Origin of the sequence: Streptomyces sp. NPDC017943 (assembly GCF_044328425.1) — a bacterium.
In the GTDB taxonomy this organism is placed as follows: domain Bacteria; phylum Actinomycetota; class Actinomycetes; order Streptomycetales; family Streptomycetaceae; genus Streptomyces; species Streptomyces djakartensis_A.
The window spans coordinates 422913-442523 of sequence record NZ_JBIRHH010000006.1; the positions used below are offsets into that span (position 1 = coordinate 422913).

The window sequence follows — 19611 nt, forward strand, 5'->3', positions numbered from 1 at the left end:
CGCGACCGGGCCTTCCGGGGGTCACGGGGTGACCGCGTACGCCTCCACGGACCACAGCGAGTAGCCGTACGGGGTCGCGCGCTTCTCGCCCTGGACACGCAGGAAGCGCACGTCCCGCTCGTCCATCCGGACGCTCTCCCGGCCGCGGCGTCCCTCCCGTACCGACGCTGCCGTGCGCCAGCGGCGGCCGTCGGCGGAGACCTCGACGCGGTAGGCCGACGGGTGGGCGTCCTGCCAGTGCAGGACCACGCGCCCGATCCGGGCCGGGCGGGGCAGTGCGACCTGCCACCAGGCGCCGTCGTCCACCGGGGAGGACCAGCGGGTGGCCGGATCGCCGTCGTTCGCCGCGGGCGCGGGGAAGGCGGGGGTCTCGTCGCCGGAGGAACGCGCCGAGCCCGCGCGCGCCAGGTCCGGGCCCCCGGTGGGCGGGACGGCCCGGACGGTGAGCGTGCGGGAGGCGTCCCCGAAGCGCAGCCGGACCCGGTGGGGCCGCATCGGAGCGCCGCGCTCCACCGTGACCTCGACGGGCACCTCCGCCGCCGCGCCGCGCGGGACGTCCAGCTCGCCCCGGGGCGCCCGGACCCGTACCCCCTCGGGCGCCTCGACGGTGAGCCGGCCGCGGGTGCCGACCGGGCGCAGGGAGCCGAGCCGGACCGTCAGCCTCTCCGTGCGGCCCGTCTCGGCGTCCACCTCGTCGCGGGCCAGCCCCAGGGAGACCGCGGGGGAGTCGCCGAACCAGGGCACGAGGTGCCGGACGCGGGACGCGTCGGCCCCGGCGACCCGCACGGCGTCGACCTGCCCGGTGCCGGGGCCCTCGCGCCCCGCCCGGAGCCGGTCACCGAGGCGGATCTCGGTCGCGCCCGAGCCGTCCAGCCGTCCCGCCTCGCGCCAGCCGCCGCCCGGCACGTGCACCTCGACCGCGCCGGCCGTGCCCGGGTCGGTCAGCACCGTCACGGCCGTCAGCGCCCGGGGCCGCGGGAAGCGCAGGGCGCGTGCGTCGCCGGGGGCCCGGGGCGGCTCGTGGTCGACGCCCGACCAGGCCGTGTAGGACTTCTGCGCCCGTCGCAGGAAGGGGTCGAGCACCTGCGTGCCGACCTCGGCCCGCGCGCCGCCGAGCGCGGACCGCAGCTCCCCGATCCGGCGGTACGCCCGCCAGGCCGCCGCCGCGTCGCCCGCGCGTTGCGCGTCCAGCATGTCCAGCGCGGCCGTGCCCGCCTCGCCGTAGCGGGCGAGCTGCCCGGACCAGGGGGCCACCTCGGCGGCCAGGCCGGTGCCCGCCAGGCGCCGCGGCAGCTCACGCAGCACGGTGAAGGCCGCGCGCAGCCGGGCCGCCGCGCCGTCCCGCCGCGTGCCACCGGCCGCCCGGGACGTCCAGTACTCCTCCGTCAGCGGCCGCAGGTACGCCGACTCCCGGGCGTCCAGCACCGACGAGGCGTCGTTCCCGGCGAGCGCGGCCAGGGCCTCCTCGCGTCGCCGGTCCCCGCCCGCCAGGTCGGCGACGGCCGCGCGCCAGGAGGCCGCGGGCCGGTAGGCGCGCGGGTTCCAGGCGAAGTCGGCGGCGGTGAACAGCGGGATGCGGGAGGCCTCCGGCTGCTGCATGGCGTTGGCGAGCAGCCCGGCCGAGCCGGTCGCGACGGCCGGCTCCCGGCCCCGGTAGGGGCCGAGGAAGAGGCGGCCGGGGTCGTAGTCGTTGACCGGGTAGTTGTCCATGGTGACCAGCGGATGGCCGAACGCCTCGCGGGCGGCGGCCAGTTCGCGGCCGGTGATGGTGCGGGGCAGCACGCCGACGCCCGTCCACGCCACCTCGACGCCCTCGTCCAGCGCGTCCGCCAGGGCCCGCCGGTACACGGTCGAGCCGTCCTCGTAGTACTCGGTCGGCATGAGGGAGGGCGCGGCCGCTCCGGGGTGGCGGCGCGCGAGGTGCCGGGCCACCTCGTTCGCCACCCGGGCCTGGGCCCGCGCCGCCGCCCGCGGTCCGGAGCCGAACCGCCCGGCGTCCGCCTCGCAGTGCCACTCGCTGTAGCTGACGTCCTGGAACTGGAGCTGGAAGGCCCGGAAGCCCAGCGCCCACATCGCGTCCAGCTTGCGGGTCAGCGCCCGCACGTCCGCGTCCGAGGAGAAGCACATCGCCTGGCCCGGGGCCACCGCCCAGGCGGGCGTCACGTGGTTGCGCTCCGCCCGCGCGGCCAGCTCGCGGAACCGGGCCCGCCACCGCTGCGGGTACGGCTCGCGCCAGCGCGCCTGCCGGTACAGGTCGTCGCCGGGGGCGTACAGGTAGCGGTTCTGTTTGGTGCGCCCCATGAAGTCCAGCTGCGCCAGCCGCTGCCGGTGCGTCCACGCGGTGCCGTAGAAGCCCTCGGTGATGCCGCGTACGGGGCTCGCGGGCCAGTCGCGCACGACGGCAGCGGTGAAGGCGCGGTCCGGGCGCAGCAGTTGCCGCAGCGTCTGCACGGCGTGGAACAGGCCGTCCGCGCCCGTGCCAGTGAGCAGGACGCCGCCGCGGCCGACGGACAGCTCGTATCCCCCGGCGGGCAGGGCGTGCCGGTCGCCCGGGCGGGCCGGCCGCGTCCGGGCGCGGACGACCAGGGCGCCCGGCACCGGCGCGTCCGTGACGCGGCGGGCACCGGCCCGGCGCAGCAGCGCGCGCAGCGCGTCCAGGGCGTGCGGGTCGGTGTCCGGGCCGGTGACCAGCGCGACCTCGTGCGGCACGGCCACCGGGGCGCCGCCGGGCCGCAGCGACTGCGGGCGCGGCCAGACGGAGAGGTCCGGCGCCGGGGAGGCGGCGACCGCTCGCGCGGTCGCACCCGGCACGGGCGGCGCGGCCGCGGCCGCGGGCGGGAGGCCGAGCCCGGACGCGACGACGGCGATGGCCAGGGCCGCCGCCCGTTTCCCGTGCCGCAGTCCCACAGGCCGCCTCCCGATGTGTCCGACCGGCGGGACGAGCCCACCACCCGCCCGGTGAAGGTGTCAACGGCAGCGGCCGGTGTGCCGTGGTTTGCGGGAGTACGGGAAGAGGGCAGGGGAGCGAAATGTGAGCAGAAGCACGATGTTGGCCCCAAGGCGTCTGCCTTCCCGACGACTGGGTAGGGCTGCAAGGACCCACCGAACCCGTACCCGGCAAGGAGGCCCCCCGTGGCTGCGATGACGTTCCTCCCGCTCCCGGCCCCGTCCAAACCCGTGGCGGACCCGTCCGCCGACCTCGACGAAACCCAGCACGACGACCCCGTGTACTGCGTCTTCAGCTCCGAGAGCACCTGCACGGAACTGCCGCTGACCAGCGAGCCCCCGCTCCCCGACGCCGAGCCCCTCACCAGTGAGCCGCCGCTCGCCGAGGCCACCCCCCTCACCAGCGAGCCGCCGGCCTTCGTCCCGGACCAGCCGAGGCCGTAGATGACCGCACCCGAGCCGGCCGACCCGCCCTCCGAGGACCTGACGCGACTCGCCGCCCTGTACGGCGTCGCCACCTCCTACAGCCCCTCCCCGGACCGTGTCGTGGCCGCCTCGGCCGCCGCGGTCACCTCCGTGCTGACCGCCCTCGGCGTGGACGCGAGCACGCCCGGCGCCGTGCGCGCCGCGCTCGCCGCCCGGGAGCGGGAACAGGCCGAGCGGCTGCTGCCGCCGACCGTGGTCGGCCGGACCGGAAGCGCCCCCGACGCCCTCGCCGCCCTGCCCGCGGGCACCCGCCTGCGCATCGACACCGAGGACGGCGGCACGCGCACCTCGGCCGACGGCCTGCCGCCCGGGGTGCACCGGCTGACCGCCACCGCCCCCGACGGCCGCACGGCCGAGGCCCACCTGATCGTCGCCCCGCCCCGCCTGCCCGCCCCCGCCGGGCGCGCCCACGGCCTGCTCGTCCAGCTGTACTCCCTGCTGTCCCGCCGCTCCTGGGGCATGGGCGACCTGGGTGACCTGGGCGAGCTGGCCGCCTGGGCCGGACGGTCGCTGGGCGCCGGGTTCATCCAGGTCAACCCGCTGCACGCGGCCGTGCCCGGCGCCCCCACCGACCCCTCCCCGTACCGCCCCTCCTCCCGCCGCTTCCCGGACCCGGTGCACCTGCGCGTCGAGGACGTCCCCGAGGCCGCCTACGTGGAGGACCGCGAGCGTCTGCGCAGCCTGCTGGAGCAGGGCGGGCGGCTGCGCGCGGCGGTGCTGGAGAAGGGCGAGCTGATCGACCGGGACGCCGTGTGGGAGCTGAAGCGCGAGGCGCTGCACCTGCTCGCCGAGGTCCCGCTCGGTCCCGGCCGGCGCGCCGCCTACAGCGACTTCCTCGCGGAGCAGGGCCGGGCCCTGGAGGACCACGCCACCTGGTGCGCGCTCGCCGAGGTGCACGGGTCCGACTGGCACCGCTGGCCGACGGGGCTGCGCGACCCGCGGTCGGCCGAGACCGAGCGGGCCCGCAACGGCCTGCTGGACCGGGTCGAGTTCTGGTCCCGGCTGGCGTGGCTCACCGACGAGCAGCTCCGGGCCGCCCAGCGCGCCGGGCGCGAGGCGGGGATGCCGGTGGGCATCGTGCACGACCTCGCGGTCGGGGTGCACCCCGGCGGCGCGGACGCCTGGGCCCAGCAGGAGTACTTCGCCGCCGGGATGTCCGTGGGCGCCCCGCCGGACGCCTTCAACGCCCGCGGCCAGGACTGGGGCCTGCCTCCGTGGCGGCCCGACCGGCTGGCCGAGTCCGGCTACGCCCCCTTCCGCGACCTGCTGCGTGCCCTGTTCCGCTACGCGGGCGCCCTGCGCATCGACCACGTGATGGGCCTGTTCCGCCTGTGGTGGGTCCCCCAGGGCCGCCCGCCCACCGAGGGCACCTACGTCCGCTACGACGCCGAGGCGATGCTCGCGGTCCTCGTCCTGGAGGCCTCCCGGGCCGGTGCCCCCGTCATCGGCGAGGACCTCGGCACCGTCGAACCGGGCGTGCGCGAGGCGCTGCGCGAGCGCGGGGTGCTCGGGACGTCCGTGCTGTGGTTCGAGCGCGACTGGGAGGGCGACGGCCGCCCCTTGCCCTCGGAGAGCTGGCGCGCCGACTGCCTGGCCACCGCCACCACGCACGACCTGCCCTCCACCGCTGCGCGGCTCACCGGGGAGCACGTGGAGCTGCGCGACAGCCTCGGCCTGCTGACCCGCCCGCTGGCGCAGGAGCGCGAGGAGGCCGCCCGCGACACGGGGGAGTGGCTGGCGGAGCTGTCCCGCCTGGGCCTGCTGCACGGCACGGGCGGCGGTGGCGACGCGTCCTCGGAGGAGGCCCAGATCCAGGCCGTGCACCGCTTCCTGCTCCGCACACCCGCCCGCATGATCGGCGTCTGGCTCCCGGACGGGGTGGGCGACCGCCGCCCGCAGAACCTCCCGGGCACCTGGGACCAGTACCCGAACTGGCGGCTGCCCGTGGCGGACGCCGAGGGGCGCCCGGTGACCCTGGAGGACCTGGCGGCCTCACCACGGCTGCGCGCGCTGATGGACGTCCTCCGGGAGCCCGGGGCGTGAGGCGGGGAGCCCTTACGGCACCCCGGGCGCGCGTGCCCGGCCGGCGTTGGATACTTTGACACCGTGGACAAGAAGAACGCCCTGCGCGCCGGCGCCCTGGCAGCCGGTACGACGCTGATGATGCTGCTCATGTCGTCCCCCGCGAGCGCGCTCACCCGCGACGACGGTGACGACCCCGGCACGGGCCTGAGCGTCATCGAGACGCTGGGTCTCTTCGTCGCGGCCCCGATCGTGCTCTACCTGGTCATCGCCGGTCTGGTGATGGTCGGCGACAAGACGCACAAGAAGAAGGACCCGACCAGCTCCAACATCACCACCAAGGCCGAGGCGGGGACCGACGTCAAGGCCTGACCCGTTCGCTCCGCCGAGGGCGCCGTCGCGATCACCGCGGCGGCGCCCTCGGCGCGTTCTCAGGGCCGTTCCGCTCCCGCGAGCAGCTCGCGCAGCAGCCCGGCCAGGAGGCCGGCGCGCTCGGCGTCCAGCGCGGACAGGGCCTCGGTCTGCACGGCCAGTCCCGCGCCGACCGCCTCGTCGACCAGGTCCAGGCCCTTGCCGGTGAGGGTCACGTGGAGGCCGCGCCGGTCGTGCGGATCGGGTGAGCGGCGCAGCAGCTCCGCCCGCTCCAGCTTGTCCAGGCGCCCCGTCATCCCGCCGGTGGTGAGCATCAGCGTCGCGGACAGCTGCCGGGGCGAGAGCGTGTAGGGCTCTCCGGAGCGGCGCAGGGTCGCCAGGACGTCGAACTCCCCGCGGGAGATCCCGAACGGCGCGTACGCCTTCGCCACCCGGTCGGCCATGGCCGCCGAGAGCCGGTTGATCCGGCCGAAGACCTCCATGGCGGCGGTGTCCAGGTCGGGCCGGACCGTCGCCCACTGGTCGATGATCGCGTCGACGGGGTCCCTGCGATGCTCCTTGCGGTGCTCCGGGCGTTCGTTCATGGCACGAGTATCGGGGCCCCTCCGGTCACCCGCAAGAAAGTAGGTTGACGGAAAGTTGCTTAGCGCTAAGCTACTTTCCACTGACCTACTTCTGGGGGTGCCACCATGGCCCTGTCCCGTCCGGCGCTCATCGCCCTCACCGCACTCGCCCCCGTCTCCTGGGGCACGACCTACGCGGTCACCACCGAGTTCCTCCCGGCCGACCGCCCCCTGTTCACCGCCCTGGTGCGCGCCCTGCCCGCCGGGCTGCTGCTGCTCGGCCTCGCCCGGGTGCTGCCGCGCGGTGCCTGGTGGGGCAAGGCGGCGGCACTCGGCGCGCTGAACATCGGCGCCTTCTTCCCCCTGCTGTTCCTGTCCGCCTACCGGCTGCCCGGCGGCCTCGCGGCGGTCGTGGGATCGGCCGGGCCGCTGTTCGTGGCCGGGCTGTCGGCGCTGCTGCTCGGACAGCGGCCCTCGGCGCGCACCCTGCTGACCGGCATCGTGGCGGCCTTCGGGGTGAGCCTGGTGGTACTGCGGGCCGCGGGGGCGCTGGACGCGCTCGGCCTGCTGGCGGCCCTCGCCGGCACCGCGTCGATGTCGGCGGGCGTGGTGCTCACCCAGCGCTGGGGACGGCCCGACGGGGTGGGCCCGCTCGCCCTCACCGCCTGGCAGCTCACCGCGGGCGGGCTGTTCATCACCCCGCTCGCCCTCCTCGTCGAGGGGGCACCCCCGGCACTGGACGGCCGGGCCGTCGGCGGCTACCTCTACCTCGCCCTGGCCAACACGGCCGTCGCGTACTGGCTGTGGTTCCGGGGCATCGGCCGCCTCAGCGCCACCCAGGCCACCTTCCTCGGGCCGCTCTCCCCGCTGACCGCGGCCGTCACCGGCTGGGCGGCGCTCGGGGAAGCGCTCACGCCGGTGCAACTGGTGGGCATGGTGCTGGCGCTCGGGGCGACGGTGGCCGGCCAGTTCGTCCCCCGGAAGCCGCTCCGCGCGCCCTCCGCACGCCGGACGGGGAAGGCGGGGCAGGGCGGCCCGGACGCCACCACCGTGGTGCTGCGCCGGTAGGACGGCCGCAACGGCCCTCCGGCGCGGCCGCCGAAGGCACGGAAAGGGGCGCCCGGCCAGGCCGGGCGCCCCTTCGTGCTCGGTGCCGGGCGGTTACTGCCCGGCCGCCGCGTCCGCCCGCTGGGCGTGCAGGGCCCGCTCGACGCCCGCGCGGGACTCCGAGACCAGGCGGCGCAGGGCCGCGTTGGGCTCGGCGGAGGCCAGCCAGGCGTCCGTCCGGTCCAGGGTCTCGCGGGAGACCTGGACCGCCGGGTAGAGACCGACCGCGATCTGCTGGGCCATCTCGTGGGAGCGGGACGCCCAGATGTCCTTGACCACCTCGAAGTACCGCTCCGCGTAGGGGGCGAGCAGCTCGCGCTGGTCGGTCTGGACGAAGCCGCCGATGACCGCCTCCTGCACGGCGTTGGGCAGCTTGTCGGAGTCGACGACCGACGCCCACGCCTCCGCCTTGGCCTCCGCGCTCGGACGGGCCGCACGGGCCGTGGCGGCGTGCCGCTCACCGGCGGCCGTGCGGTCGCGCTCGTACTCGGCCGCGATCTCCGACTCGTCGAACCGGCCGACCGCCGCCAGCCGCTGCACGAACGCCCAGCGCAGCTCCGTGTCGACGACCAGGCCCTCCACGCTCTGCGAGCCGTCCAGCAGCGCCTCCAGCAGGTCCAACTGCTCCGGCGTGCGGGCCGTCGCGGCGAAGGCGCGCGCCCATGCCAGCTGGTGGTCGCTGCCCGGGGCGGCCGAGCGCAGGTGGGCCAGCGTCGCGTCGGTCCAGCGGGCCAGCAGCGTCTCGCGGGCGGCCGGGTCGGCGTACAGGTCGACCGCCAGCTTCACCTGCCGCTGCAGCGACTGCATGACACCGATGTCGGACTCCTTGCCGATGCCGGACAGCACCAGGGCCAGGTAGTCGCGGGCCGCGAGCTGGGCGTCGCGGGTCATGTCCCAGGCCGACGCCCAGCACAGGGCGCGCGGCAGGGAGGACTCGAAGTCGCCCAGGTGCTCGGTGACCACGGCGAGGGACTGCTCGTCCAGGCGGACTTTCGCGTACGACAGGTCGTCGTCGTTGAGCAGGACCACGGCCGGGCGGCGCTTGCCGGACAGCTGCGGGACGGCGGTCAGCGCACCGTCGACGTCCAGCTCGACGCGCTCGGTGCGCACCAGCTTGCCGCTGCCGTCGAGGTCGTACAGACCGACGGCGATGCGGTGCGGGCGCAGCGTCGGCTCGCCCTTGGCGCCGGCGGGCAGGGCCGGGGCCTCCTGGCGGATCGCGAAGGAGGTGATCACGCCGTCCGCGTCCGTCTCGATCTCCGGACGCAGGACGTTGATGCCGGCCGTCTCCAGCCACTTCTTCGACCAGGTCTTCAGGTCGCGGCCGGAGGTCTCCTCCAGCGCCCCCAGCAGGTCCGACAGGCGCGTGTTGCCGAAGGCGTGGGCCTTGAAGTAGGCCTGCACGCCCCGGAAGAACTCGTCCTCGCCGACGTAGGCCACGAGCTGCTTCAGCACCGAGGCGCCCTTGGCGTACGTGATGCCGTCGAAGTTGACCAGGACGTCGTCCAGGTCGCGGATGTCCGCCATGATCGGGTGCGTGGAGGGCAGCTGGTCCTGCCGGTACGCCCAGGTCTTCATGGAGTTCGCGAACGTCGTCCACGAGTGCGGCCAGCGCGAGCCGGGCGCGGCGGCCTGGCAGGCGATGGAGGTGTAGGTGGCGAACGACTCGTTCAGCCACAGGTCGTTCCACCACTCCATGGTCACGAGATCGCCGAACCACATGTGGGCCAGCTCGTGCAGGATGGTCTCCGCGCGCGTCTCGTACGCCGCGTCCGTCACCTTCGAGCGGAACACGTACTGGTCGCGGATCGTCACCGCGCCCGCGTTCTCCATCGCGCCCGCGTTGAACTCCGGCACGAAGAGCTGGTCGTACTTGGCGAACGGGTACGCGTAGTCGAACTTGTCCTGGAACCACTCGAAGCCCTGCCGGGTCACCTCGAAGATGGCGTCCGCGTCGAGGTACTCCGCCAGCGAGGGACGGCAGTAGATGCCGAGCGGGACGGACTGGCCGTCCTTCTCGTACACGCTGTGCACCGAGTGGTACGGGCCGGCGATCAGCGCCGTGATGTACGTCGAGATGCGCGGCGTCGGCTCGAAGACCCAGACGTTGTCCTGCGGCTCGGGCGTCGGCGAGTTGGAGACGACCGTCCAGCCCTCGGGGGCCTTCACCGTGAACTGGAAGGTCGCCTTGAGGTCCGGCTGCTCGAAGGCGGCGAACACCCGGCGGGCGTCCGGCACCTCGAACTGGGTGTAGAGGTAGGCCTGGTCGTCGACCGGGTCGACGAAGCGGTGCAGGCCCTCACCGGTGTTGGTGTAGGCGCAGTCGGCGACGACCCGCAGGATGTTGCGGCCGTGCAGCAGCCCGGGCAGCGCGATCCGGGAGTCCGCGAAGACCTCGGCCGGGTCGAGGGAGTCCCCGTTCAGGGTCACCTCGTGCACGGCGGGCGCCACCAGGTCGATGAACGACTCCGCGCCGTTCTCGGCGCTCACGTCGAAGCGCACCGTGGTCACCGACCGGTAGGTGCCCCCCTCCTGCGCGCCGGAGAGATCGAGCTCGATCTCGTACGACTCGACGGCGAGCAGCTGTGCCCGCTGCTGCGCCTCTTCGCGGGTCAGGTTTGTGCCAGGCACGCGGTCATCTCCTCGTTATGGGTGGGTTGCGCCATCTTTCCACGGCGGTCCGGGCTCCGGCGACGACCTGGGACTTCCCTAGGGATACCCCTCGGGCGACCCCCGGCGGCGGCACCGCGCGCGGGAACGCGACGTCCGGAATCCGCCGGTTTCGCGCCGCCGTGCGCGTGACCCTGACCGTATGACGCACCGCACCGTGCACCCCATCGCCCCGCGCGTCCTGAGGGAACTGCGCACGGCGGACGACGCCGGCCGCCCGGCGGCCCCGCTGACCGACCCCGAGGGCGGCGCGCCCCTGCGCTGCTGCCTGCGCCACAGCGCACCCGGCGAACGCATCGCGCTGGTCTCCTACGCGCCCCTGCGCCGCTGGGCCGCCGGAACCGGCGCGGACCCGGGCGCCTACGACGAGCAGGGCCCGGTCTACCTCCACGCCGGCCCCTGCGACGGCCCGGCGGACCCGCCCGCCCCCCTGCCGTTCACGAACAGCCACCGCGTCCTGCGCCGCTACTCCGCCGAGGGGCACATCCTGGGCGGGCGGCTGGTCGGCGGGGGCCCGGACGCCTTCGAGCAGGCCCTCACGGAAACACTCGACGACCCGGCCGTGGCGCTCGTCCACGTCCGGGCCGTCGAGTACGGCTGCTTCCTCTACGAGGTGCGCAGGGGTTAGCCCTTCAGCTCCTGCGCCACCAGCTCCGCGATCTGGACGGCGTTCAGGGCCGCGCCCTTGCGGAGGTTGTCGTTGGAGACGAACAGGGCCAGGCCGTTGTCCACCGTCTCGTCGCGGCGGATGCGGCCGACGTACGAGGGGTCCTTGCCGGCGGCCTGGAGCGGGGTCGGGATGTCGGAGAGCTCGACGCCGGGGGCGTCCTTCAGCAGCTCGGCGGCGCGCTCCGGGGCGAGCGGGCGGGCGAAGCGGGCGTTGATCTGCAGGGAGTGGCCGGAGAAGACCGGGACGCGCACGCAGGTGCCGGACACCTTCAGCTCCGGGATCTCCAGGATCTTGCGGGACTCGTTGCGGAGCTTCTGCTCCTCGTCCGTCTCGTTCAGGCCGTCGTCGACGATCGAGCCCGCCAGCGGCAGCACGTTGAACGCGATGGGGCGCTTGTAGACGCCGGGCTCCGGGAAGTCGACGGCCTCGCCGTCGTGCGTGAGCCTGTCCGCCTCGGCGACGACCTTCTGCGTCTGCCCGTGCAGCTCGGCCACGCCCGCGAGACCGGAGCCGGACACCGCCTGGTAGGTGGCGACGACCAGGGCCTCAAGCCCCGCCTCCTCGTGCAGGGGGCGCAGCACCGGCATGGCGGCCATCGTCGTGCAGTTCGGGTTGGCGATGATGCCCTTGGGGCGGTGGGCGATCGCGTGCGGGTTCACCTCGGAGACGACCAGCGGCACCTCGGGGTCCTTGCGCCAGGCCGAGGAGTTGTCGATCACGACCGGGCCCTGCGAGGCGACCTTCTCGGCCAGCGCCCTGGACGTGGCACCGCCCGCGGAGAACAGCACGATGTCCAGGCCGGTGTAGTCGGCGGCTGCCGCGTCCTCCACCGTCACGCCGTCCAGCTCGGTGCCCGCCGAACGGGCCGAGGCGAACAGGCGCAGCTCCGTGACCGGGAAGTTCCGCTCCTTGAGGATCCTGCGCATGACCGTGCCCACCTGTCCGGTGGCTCCGACGATTCCGACCCTCACGGCGACTCCCTCTCCTGCGTCTCTTCACGTGCTCGTTGCTTGGCCGAGGCTTTTCCATCATGCGGCCGACCACGGCCCGCCTGTCCACTTCTTTCGCCGCACCTGCCCGAGGAGTGGGACGGCGTGTCCCGCCCCATGGTTGCGGACCTGCGGTGGCGACCCCGCTGAGCTGCAGAAATTCATCCGGCAGGGGTCGTACGCCGCAAGCTCGCCTGCCCATGCGGGTCCCGGCCACACGGAAGTGTGACGTATGCCTCGGTCGCTCCGGCGAAACCCGCCGCCGGACCGGTGAACGTTCCGCGCCGGTCCGGCGTCGTAGGAGGGACACGGTGAGGGGGGTGGCTTGTGCTGCTGCGCGGAAGGGCCGGGCGCGGGCGGGAGGCGCGCGCCGGGGACGGCCTGCCGGACGGCGCCGATCCGCTCGATCCGGCCCAGGAGCGCCGGGTGCGGGCGGTGCTCGCACTCGGGGGAGTGCCGCAGGCGGACCTGCCGGACGGGGTGCAGCAGGTCCGCCTGCGGCTGCTGGAACGGGCCGCGAGCGGGCGGGAGGCGCCGCGGGACGTCTCCGCCTGGGCGGCGGTCGTCGCCTCCAACCTGGCCATGGACTGGCACCGGGCCAAGCGCCGCCAGGAGCGGCTCGGGGAGCGGCTGGCCGCCCTGCGGCAGCTCGAGCACCCCTCCGGCGAGGACACCAGCGTGCTGTCCGTCGCCGTCGCCCAGGGCCTGGACGAGCTGCCCGACGCCCAGCGCCAGGTCGTCGTCCTGCGCTTCTACGCCGATCTGCCGGTGCGGTCCATCGCCGAGCAGCTCGGCGTCCCGGAGGGCACGGTCAAGAGCCGGCTGCACACGGCGGTACGGGCCCTGCGCGCCCGCCTGCACGAGGACGAGGTGGTGTGACGTGCCCGCCGAACACGACGAGAACCGGCAGGGTGAGCCCGAGCCGGCCGGGAGGGCCCCGGACGGCGACCGGGGTGCGCTCATGGCCGCGGTGGCCGGGGAGCCGCCGGACCGGGCCGCGCTCACCGACGCGGCCTTCGCGGAGGAGTACCGGGCCGCGGCCGCCGACGTGGCGCTGCTGCGCGAGCAGCTCGGTCTCATCGGAGACGCCCTGGCCGAACCCCCGCCCGAACGCCGGACCGCCCCCGTCACCGAGCCGGTCGCACGGCGACCCCGTCCCTCGGCCCGGGTCCTCGCCCTGAGAGGGCTCGTCGCCGCCGTCGGGGCGGCCGTCGTGCTCGGCATGGGCTCGCTGGTGGTGCACGGCGGGGGTACGGGGGCCCAGGACGACCAGGGCGCGAGCTCCGCCGCCGACGGCGCGGCCGGGACGTCGAAGGGCGGCACGGACTTCGAGGCGGATCACGCCGGGTACCTGGCCTGCGCCCGGCTCGTCGCCGAGGGCACCGTCACGAAGACCGAGGCGGTCCCCGGGAGCGGGCGGCTGCGCGTGACAGTCGACGTGACGCGGTACTGGAAGCCCGCGAAGGGCCGGGACCGGATCGTCGTCCCCCTGGACGGCGACACGCAGCCGCGACCGGGGGCGGGCGAGCACGTCCTGGTCGGCATCCCGCAGGGGCGGGACGAGCCGGACCTGTGGACGACGGGGGAGGAGCGGATCGCCCGGGAGCGGGCCTGGATCACCGCCGCCGCACCCGAGGCCCGCACCCGGCCCTGCCGCTGAACACGGCGAAGGGGCGGGCGCCCGCCAGGACGCCCGCCCCTCACCCGCCGTACAGGGTTACGGCAGGACCTTCTCGATCTTCACGCTGCCCAGGCCCGCGACGGTGCCGCGCGCGTTGACCAGCTGGACCTGGCCGAAGAACTCACGTCCCTCGGGAGCGGCCGCCGCGGCGGTGATGCTGCCGGAGACGGTCGCCGAGTCGCCCGTGCCGAGCTTCACCGGCCCGGAGCCGTCGACCGTGACGGTGCCGAGCGAGGCGGAGAAGAACACGTCCTGGTAGTCGTACTCCGTGGTGCCGGCCGGCACCGAGTAGCCGACGACCTCGATCGTGTACGTCCCGGCTGCCGGGGACGGCACGGACACGGACTCCTCCGAGTCGCCGTCCGCGGAGCTGGCGACCTGCTTGCCGGCCGCGTCGTACACGGCGAGGTCGAGGTCGGCGGCGGTGTCCGAGACACGGCCGATGGCGACGTCCAGGGACTTGGCGCCCGCGGGCACCTCGACCGTGGTGGTCTGCGTCTCGCCCTGCTTGATCGACGGGCGGGCCGTCTTCGCCGAGCCGAGCGGGCCGCCGACCAGCTTGCCGTCGAGCGGGGCGAAGCCGTTGGTCACCTTCCAGGAGGCGGTGGCCGGGGTGCCGACCTTGGCCTCGGGCACGGTCACGGTCTCCGGGTCGAAGGCCGCGCCGAGGACGGCGACGTCGAGCTTGTACGGGTTGTCCAGCAGCGGCGACGTCCGGCGCGACTCGACCTCGATCTCCCAGACACCCGGCTGCGGGTCGGCGTACGCACGCACGTCGGGGCGGCAGGTGTTGGCCGGGTTCGAGTAGTTCGGGTAGCAGTTGATCGTCGACGTCGGGTCGGACGGCACGCCGTACGGGTGGATGGAGATGAACCGGGTCTGGCTCTTGTCCTTCAGCCCGCTCATCGCGACCTCGAGGCTCTTGGCGCCCTCGGGGACGGTGACGAAGTAGTGCTGCGAGCTGTTGCGCTGCACCGAGTCCTTGGCGGAGAAGGTGTACTTCAGCGGCGAGGAGACCACGACCGTGTGCAGCACCTGCTCGTCGATGCCCTCGGTGCGCGGGTCGTCGACCTCGAGGATCGCGCTCTTGATGCCCGCGGACTTCGGCGCGGCCTGGACCTTGACGGTCACCGGCTGGTTCAGCGGCAGCTTCACCTCGTCGGAGCCGACGACGCGGAACGTGCCGCCCGCGTTGTTCTCGAAGTGCAGCTCGTGCCGGATCGCCTTGTCGGCGCCGGACGTACGGGTGATGGTGACCTCGTACGTCTTCTTCTGGCCGGCCTTCAGGCCGCCCTCACGGTCGTAGAGGCCCGTGCCGAAGCCCGGGGTCTTCAGGAACTGGTCGATCGCGGTGTCGACCGGCGCCTTGACCGTGTACGCGTGCGAGTGCGCGCCGTCACGGATGGCGTCCCAGGCGTCCGGGATGTTCATCAGGCCCGCGCCCTCCTCGTACGCCTGCACACCCTTGATGTGGTCGGCGGTGGAGGTGAGGGCCGTGCGCAGCGTCGCCGGCGTGAGGTCGATCTTCTTCTGCTTGGCGGCCGAGATCAGCAGCGCCGAGGCACCGGCGGCCTGCGGGGAGGCCATCGAGGTGCCCTGGAGCATGCCGTAGCCGGCCGGCAGGGAGTAGCCCGCCTCGGCGACCGGGGCGCCCGGCATCCAGGTCTGGATGGTGTTGATCGCGGCACCCGGGGCGACCAGGGTCGGCGTGAAGCCGCCGTCCTCACGCGGGCCGCGCGAGGAGAAGGGCATCATCGCGTACTTCTTCTCCACGACGGAGCCGTAGTTGGCGGCCCAGGTCTCCTTGGAGACGGACGCGCCGACCGAGATGACCTTCTCGGCCAGGGCCGGGTCGCCGATGGTGTTGGCGCCGGGGCCGGAGTTGCCCGCGGAGATCACCAGCTGCACGCCGTACTCGTCGATGAGACGCGTGTACAGCTCGGCGCGCGCGTTGTTGCCGTCGTTCAGCGCCGGCAGGCCACCGATGGACATGTTGACGATGTCGACACCGCGCTTGGTGACGAGGTCGATCATGCCCTCGGTCAGCGCGACGTTCGTGCAGCCGCCGGACCAGGTGCAGGCGCGGGAGGAGACCAGCTTGGCGCCGGGCGCGGCACCGTCCATCCGCCCGCCGAACAGGCCGTTGGCGGCGGTGATGCCGGCGACGTGCGTGCCGTGCTCGGACTCGATGACGCCGATGTTGACGAAGTCGGACTTCTTGCCGACCCAGGAGCCGCCCAGCGGGTCCATCGGGACGTCCTTGCGGATCTCCACGACGAACGGCTGCCGCTCGGCGATGTCGGTCTTCGGGTCGTCGGTGCCGAAGTACCCGACCTGGTGACCGTCCTTGTACGGCTTCATCGCGACGTCGTCGCCGAAGTCGTTGTTGTTGTTCAGGTCGACCCGGACCGTGCCGGTCGTGGCGTCGTAGAGCACGCCCCAGACGTCGGTGGTGTCGCCGTCGCGGTTGGCGTCGCCCGCCGCGTCGCCGCCGGTGGTGTACGACTCCTTGAACAGGCTGACGGCGTAGGAGCCCGCCGGCGCCTTCCAGGACTGGCCCTGGTACGTGAAGGCCGGGCCGGACACGGCCGAGACCATCGGGCGCCAGGTGCTGTCGTTGTCGATGATCGGGTCGGTCGCCGTCACCCAGTCGACGATCTTCCGCTCACCGGTGGTGGTCTTCTGCAGCGCCGGGTGGCCGAGGTCGACGCCGGAGTCGAGGATGCCGATGGTCACGCCGCGGCCGTCCGCCTTGGGGTGGTCCTCGACGAAGTCGACCGCGCCCGTCTCGAAGGACGGGTTGTACGGGTTCTCGGCCGGGGTCCTGCGGTCCGGGGCGGGGTAGGTGCCCTTCGCGGCCTTGGCGCCCTTGGCGGCGTCGCCGCTGGGCGTCGGGTCGTCGAGCGGGATCTCCTCGCGCAGGTCGATGCCGTGCACCGAGGAGAGCTTGGCCGCGGCCGCGATGGCCGCGTCCGCGCCGGAGGTCGGGACGGTGGCGCGGACGTAGCCCAGCTTGTCGTCGGCCCGGCCCACCGAGCCGCCCTTGACCGCGTCCAGCTGCCCGGCGACCTGCTCGGTCTTCCCGGGCGCGGTGGCGATCATCATGGTGACGGTCTTGTCGCCGTCGGCCTTGGCCTCCGCGAGCAGGTCCGCGTCGTTCGAACCGAGCTTGTCGTGAGCGGACTTGACGTCGACGTCGGCCGGCGCCGAGGCACCCGGCCCGTCGGCGGAGAAGGCCAGCGGAATCGGCCCGGCCGCGGTGAGCGCGGCGACGAGGCCGGCGGCCACGGCGATCCGTGCCACGCGTCTCCGGCCCGGTATCGGGTCGTGCTGGGGGGTGGAGGTCATCGGCATCCCTTGAGGTAAAGGAACGAGCGGCAGCGGCCGGGACCGATCGGCTCCGATCGGACCTGGTCGCGACGGTCCGGAACGGCGAGCCCGGACGATCGCACAGCTTTACGCAAGGGGATGTTCTTTGGGGAGGGTTGACCGAAACGAAATGGATGTATGGGGAAAACCCCCGATGCGTTTTGCGGGTATCGGTCCCGAAGGCGGTGAAATCGGTTAACGTCCCGGAGTGCGCCAGAAGTTGAGGGTGGCGGCCTACGCCATATGCGTCCGGGACGGACGGATCCTGCTCGCCCGCTCGCCCGCCCGGGACGGCACGCCCGAGTGGGTCCTGCCCGGCGGCGGCATGGAGCACGGCGAGGACCCCTACGACACCGTGCGGCGCGAGGTCGAGGAGGAGACCGGCTACCGCGTCGAGGTCACCGCCCTGCTCGGCGTCGACTCCTCCCACCGCGTCTTCCGCGAGGGCTTCGGCGGGCGCTCCCTGGACCACCACGCCGTCCGCTGCGTCTACGAGGCCCGCGTCACCGGCGGCGAGCTCCGCCACGAGGTGGGCGGCTCCACCGACCTGGCCGCCTGGCACGACCTGGACGCCGTGCCCGGCCTGGTGCGGGTGCCGATGGTCGACACCGCGCTGCGGCTGTGGCGTGAGCGCCCGGTGACGGGGCACCTGACCGAGGAGCGCGGGGCCCGCCTCCCCGAGGGCTGAACCGGCCCGCCCCGCATCCCGGTTACCCCGGCACATGAACGCCGGGTGACCGCTCCCGGGCCGTTCCCGGAGCGCTCGCCGACACCCCGGGTGGTCCGAGATCCACGTTCGGCGATCGGCGCCGCCCGTTGCGGCCGCGTTCACACACAGGTCATCCCCGGTGCCAACGATCCAGTACGAGCGGGGTGTTCGCGTCACGAGCACCCCGCGACCACTGCCGACGCGTTCGCACTCGGGGAGACAAGCGCATGGCGCGCACACGCTCAGACGCCGGCTCCGGCCCGGGCATCCACCGTCGTTCCGTCCTCGCCGCCACCGGCGCGGTCGCCCTCTCCGCGGGTGCCGGACTCGCCCTGCGGACCGGCGAGAGCCCGGCCGCCGCGGCAGGGGAGAGCACGCAGGCCGCCGCGGCCGCGACCTCCCGGCAGGCACCCGCCGCACCCCTCGCCCCCTACACCCGGGGCACCACCCTGGCGAGCGTCGCCGCCCCACGCGGCGGCCCCGGCTACCGGCGCCTCGGCGACGGACCCGGCTGGCAGCGCGTGGTGCGCTCCGAACTGGCCGCGCCCAAGGCCGGCCGCGCCGGGCGCCGCACCGCGCTCGCCGCCTTCGTGCAACTCACCGACCTGCACATCACGGACGCGCAGCACCCCCTGCGCCTGGAGTACCTGCGCGCGGCCGACGTGCACGCCTGGCGGCCCCACGAGACGCTCACCGTGCAGGGCGCGATCGCCCTCGTGGAACGGATCAACGCACTGCGCGGCGCCCCCGTCACCGGCGCCCCGCTGCACTTCGCCATGACCACCGGCGACAACACCGACAACAACGCCAGGATCGAGCTGGAGTGGTTCCTGACGGTCATGAGCGGCGGGCGCATCACGCCCGACACCGGTGACCCGCGCCGCTACGAGGGCGTCCAGAACAGCGGCCTCACGCAGTACTGGCAGCCGGAGGCCGCGCTGCGCGACCTCGACAAGCAGGCCGGCTTCCCCCGGCTCGACGGCTTCCTGCGGGCCGCGGTCCGCGAGGTGCGCAGCCCCGGCCTGAACCTGCCCTGGTACTCCACCGTCGGCAACCACGACTCCCTGCCGATGGGCGTCTACGGCTCGCACGGAGACTCCTACCTCGCGGACCTGGCCGTCGGCGGCAGGAAGCTGATGGACGTCCCGGCAGCGCAGGCCAGACAGCTCAGGAAGCTCATCAAGAAGGCCGGGGACCCGCAGGGCGTGCACTACCACGACTTCCTCAGGTCCCACGCCCGGTCCATGCGCCCGGTCACCCCGGACGAGCGCCGCGCCCCCTTCACCCCGGCCGAGTACCTGCGGGCACACCTCGACCCGGCCCACCGCGGCGCCGGCCCGGCCGGCCACGGCTACACCGCGGCCAACCTCGACGCGGGCACCCAGTACTACGCTTTCCGCATCTCCGACGACGTGATCGGCATCAGCCTGGACACCACCGACCCGGGCGGCCACTACGAGGGCTCCATCGGCTCGGCCCAGATGCGGTGGCTCGACCGGACCCTGCGGGAGAACGAGGACTCCTACGCGGTGATCTTCAGCCACCACACGAGCCGATCCATGACCAACACCCGCCCCGACCCGGCCCGCCCCCAGGAACGCCGGCGCGACGGCCGAGCCGTCCTGGCCCTGCTCGGCAGCCACCGCAACGTGCTGGCCTGGGTGAACGGCCACGTCCACAAGAACGTCGTCACGCCCCACTCCGCGCCCGGCGGCCGCTCCTTCTGGGAGATCTCCACCGCCTCCCACGTCGACTACCCGCAGCTCGCCCGGATCGTCGAACTGACCGACAACAAGGACGGCACCCTCTCCCTGTTCACCACGCTGGTGGAGTCCGCCGCCCCGCACCGCACCGACTTCTCCGACCTCTCCCAGACCGGACTGGCCGCCCTGTACCGCGAACTGTCCCTCAACGCCCCCGGTGCGATCACGACCCTCGGCGGCGCCCCGCAGGACCGCAACACCGAACTCGTCCTCAAGAAGGGCTGACGTCCGGGACCGGCACGAGGAGGGGCCACCGGCGTGCGG

14 protein-coding genes are annotated in these 19611 nt (G+C 74.2%); 9 read left to right on the plus strand and 5 right to left on the minus strand.

What is annotated here, in order from left to right:
* Positions 1–21: 21 nt before the first annotated feature.
* Positions 22–2907, minus strand: coding sequence for a beta-N-acetylglucosaminidase domain-containing protein (locus ACH4C6_RS22080; protein WP_398110298.1), 2886 nt, complete (start codon positions 2905–2907; stop codon positions 22–24).
* A gap of 225 nt (positions 2908–3132) precedes the next feature.
* On the opposite strand from ACH4C6_RS22080, the gene ACH4C6_RS22085 reads away from it, so the two are divergent.
* From ACH4C6_RS22085 to ACH4C6_RS22095, 3 genes are all read left to right on the plus strand, one after another.
* On the plus strand, positions 3133–3390 hold the full coding sequence (locus ACH4C6_RS22085) for a hypothetical protein (RefSeq protein WP_398110299.1): 258 nt from the start codon (positions 3133–3135) through the stop codon (positions 3388–3390).
* Positions 3391–5475: a 4-alpha-glucanotransferase gene (gene malQ / locus ACH4C6_RS22090; RefSeq protein WP_398110300.1), complete on the plus strand. Its 2085-nt coding sequence runs from the start codon at positions 3391–3393 to the stop codon at positions 5473–5475.
* A gap of 63 nt (positions 5476–5538) precedes the next feature.
* Complete coding sequence (locus tag ACH4C6_RS22095; protein ID WP_369195600.1) at positions 5539–5826, plus strand: hypothetical protein; 288 nt, start codon at positions 5539–5541, stop codon at positions 5824–5826.
* Positions 5827–5885: 59 nt separating this feature from the next.
* Here the strand turns inward: ACH4C6_RS22095 and ACH4C6_RS22100 are convergent, their stop codons facing one another.
* Positions 5886–6410 (minus strand): MarR family winged helix-turn-helix transcriptional regulator, encoded by a 525-nt coding sequence (locus ACH4C6_RS22100; RefSeq protein WP_398110301.1) that lies wholly within the window; start codon positions 6408–6410, stop codon positions 5886–5888.
* Between the two features lie 105 nt (positions 6411–6515).
* On the opposite strand from ACH4C6_RS22100, the gene ACH4C6_RS22105 reads away from it, so the two are divergent.
* Positions 6516–7457, plus strand: coding sequence for an EamA family transporter (locus tag ACH4C6_RS22105; RefSeq protein WP_398110302.1), 942 nt, complete (start codon positions 6516–6518; stop codon positions 7455–7457).
* 93 nt (positions 7458–7550) lie between these two features.
* Here the strand turns inward: ACH4C6_RS22105 and pepN are convergent, their stop codons facing one another.
* Positions 7551–10127, minus strand: coding sequence for an aminopeptidase N (gene pepN, locus ACH4C6_RS22110; RefSeq protein ID WP_398110303.1), 2577 nt, complete (start codon positions 10125–10127; stop codon positions 7551–7553).
* A gap of 181 nt (positions 10128–10308) precedes the next feature.
* Here pepN and ACH4C6_RS22115 point away from each other — a divergent pair, with 181 nt between their 5' ends.
* Entirely contained in the window at positions 10309–10794 is a 486-nt protein-coding gene (locus tag ACH4C6_RS22115) for a DUF1203 domain-containing protein (RefSeq protein WP_398110304.1), read from the plus strand.
* Here ACH4C6_RS22115 and ACH4C6_RS22120 read toward each other — a convergent pair.
* Positions 10791–11807: an aspartate-semialdehyde dehydrogenase gene (locus ACH4C6_RS22120; RefSeq protein WP_398110305.1), complete on the minus strand. Its 1017-nt coding sequence runs from the start codon at positions 11805–11807 to the stop codon at positions 10791–10793. The genes ACH4C6_RS22115 and ACH4C6_RS22120 overlap by 4 nt on opposite strands.
* A 348-nt stretch (positions 11808–12155) precedes the next feature.
* Between ACH4C6_RS22120 and ACH4C6_RS22125 the strand changes: the two genes are divergently transcribed.
* Positions 12156–12704, plus strand: coding sequence for an RNA polymerase sigma factor (locus ACH4C6_RS22125; protein WP_398110436.1), 549 nt, complete (start codon positions 12156–12158; stop codon positions 12702–12704).
* Position 12705: 1 nt separating this feature from the next.
* Positions 12706–13485, plus strand: a complete 780-nt coding sequence (locus tag ACH4C6_RS22130) for a hypothetical protein (RefSeq protein WP_398110306.1) — start codon at positions 12706–12708, stop codon at positions 13483–13485.
* Positions 13486–13542: 57 nt separating this feature from the next.
* On the opposite strand, the gene ACH4C6_RS22135 is transcribed toward ACH4C6_RS22130, so the two are convergent.
* Positions 13543–16854 (minus strand): S8 family serine peptidase, encoded by a 3312-nt coding sequence (locus tag ACH4C6_RS22135; RefSeq protein ID WP_398110307.1) that lies wholly within the window; start codon positions 16852–16854, stop codon positions 13543–13545.
* A gap of 229 nt (positions 16855–17083) precedes the next feature.
* Here ACH4C6_RS22135 and ACH4C6_RS22140 point away from each other — a divergent pair, with 229 nt between their 5' ends.
* Positions 17084–17563 carry an NUDIX hydrolase gene (locus ACH4C6_RS22140; protein ID WP_398110308.1) on the plus strand — a complete coding sequence of 160 codons (480 nt, stop codon included), beginning with the start codon at positions 17084–17086 and terminating at the stop codon, positions 17561–17563.
* A gap of 248 nt (positions 17564–17811) precedes the next feature.
* Positions 17812–19572, plus strand: coding sequence for a TIGR03767 family metallophosphoesterase (locus tag ACH4C6_RS22145; RefSeq protein ID WP_398110309.1), 1761 nt, complete (start codon positions 17812–17814; stop codon positions 19570–19572).
* The last annotated feature ends 39 nt before the right edge of the window (positions 19573–19611 follow it).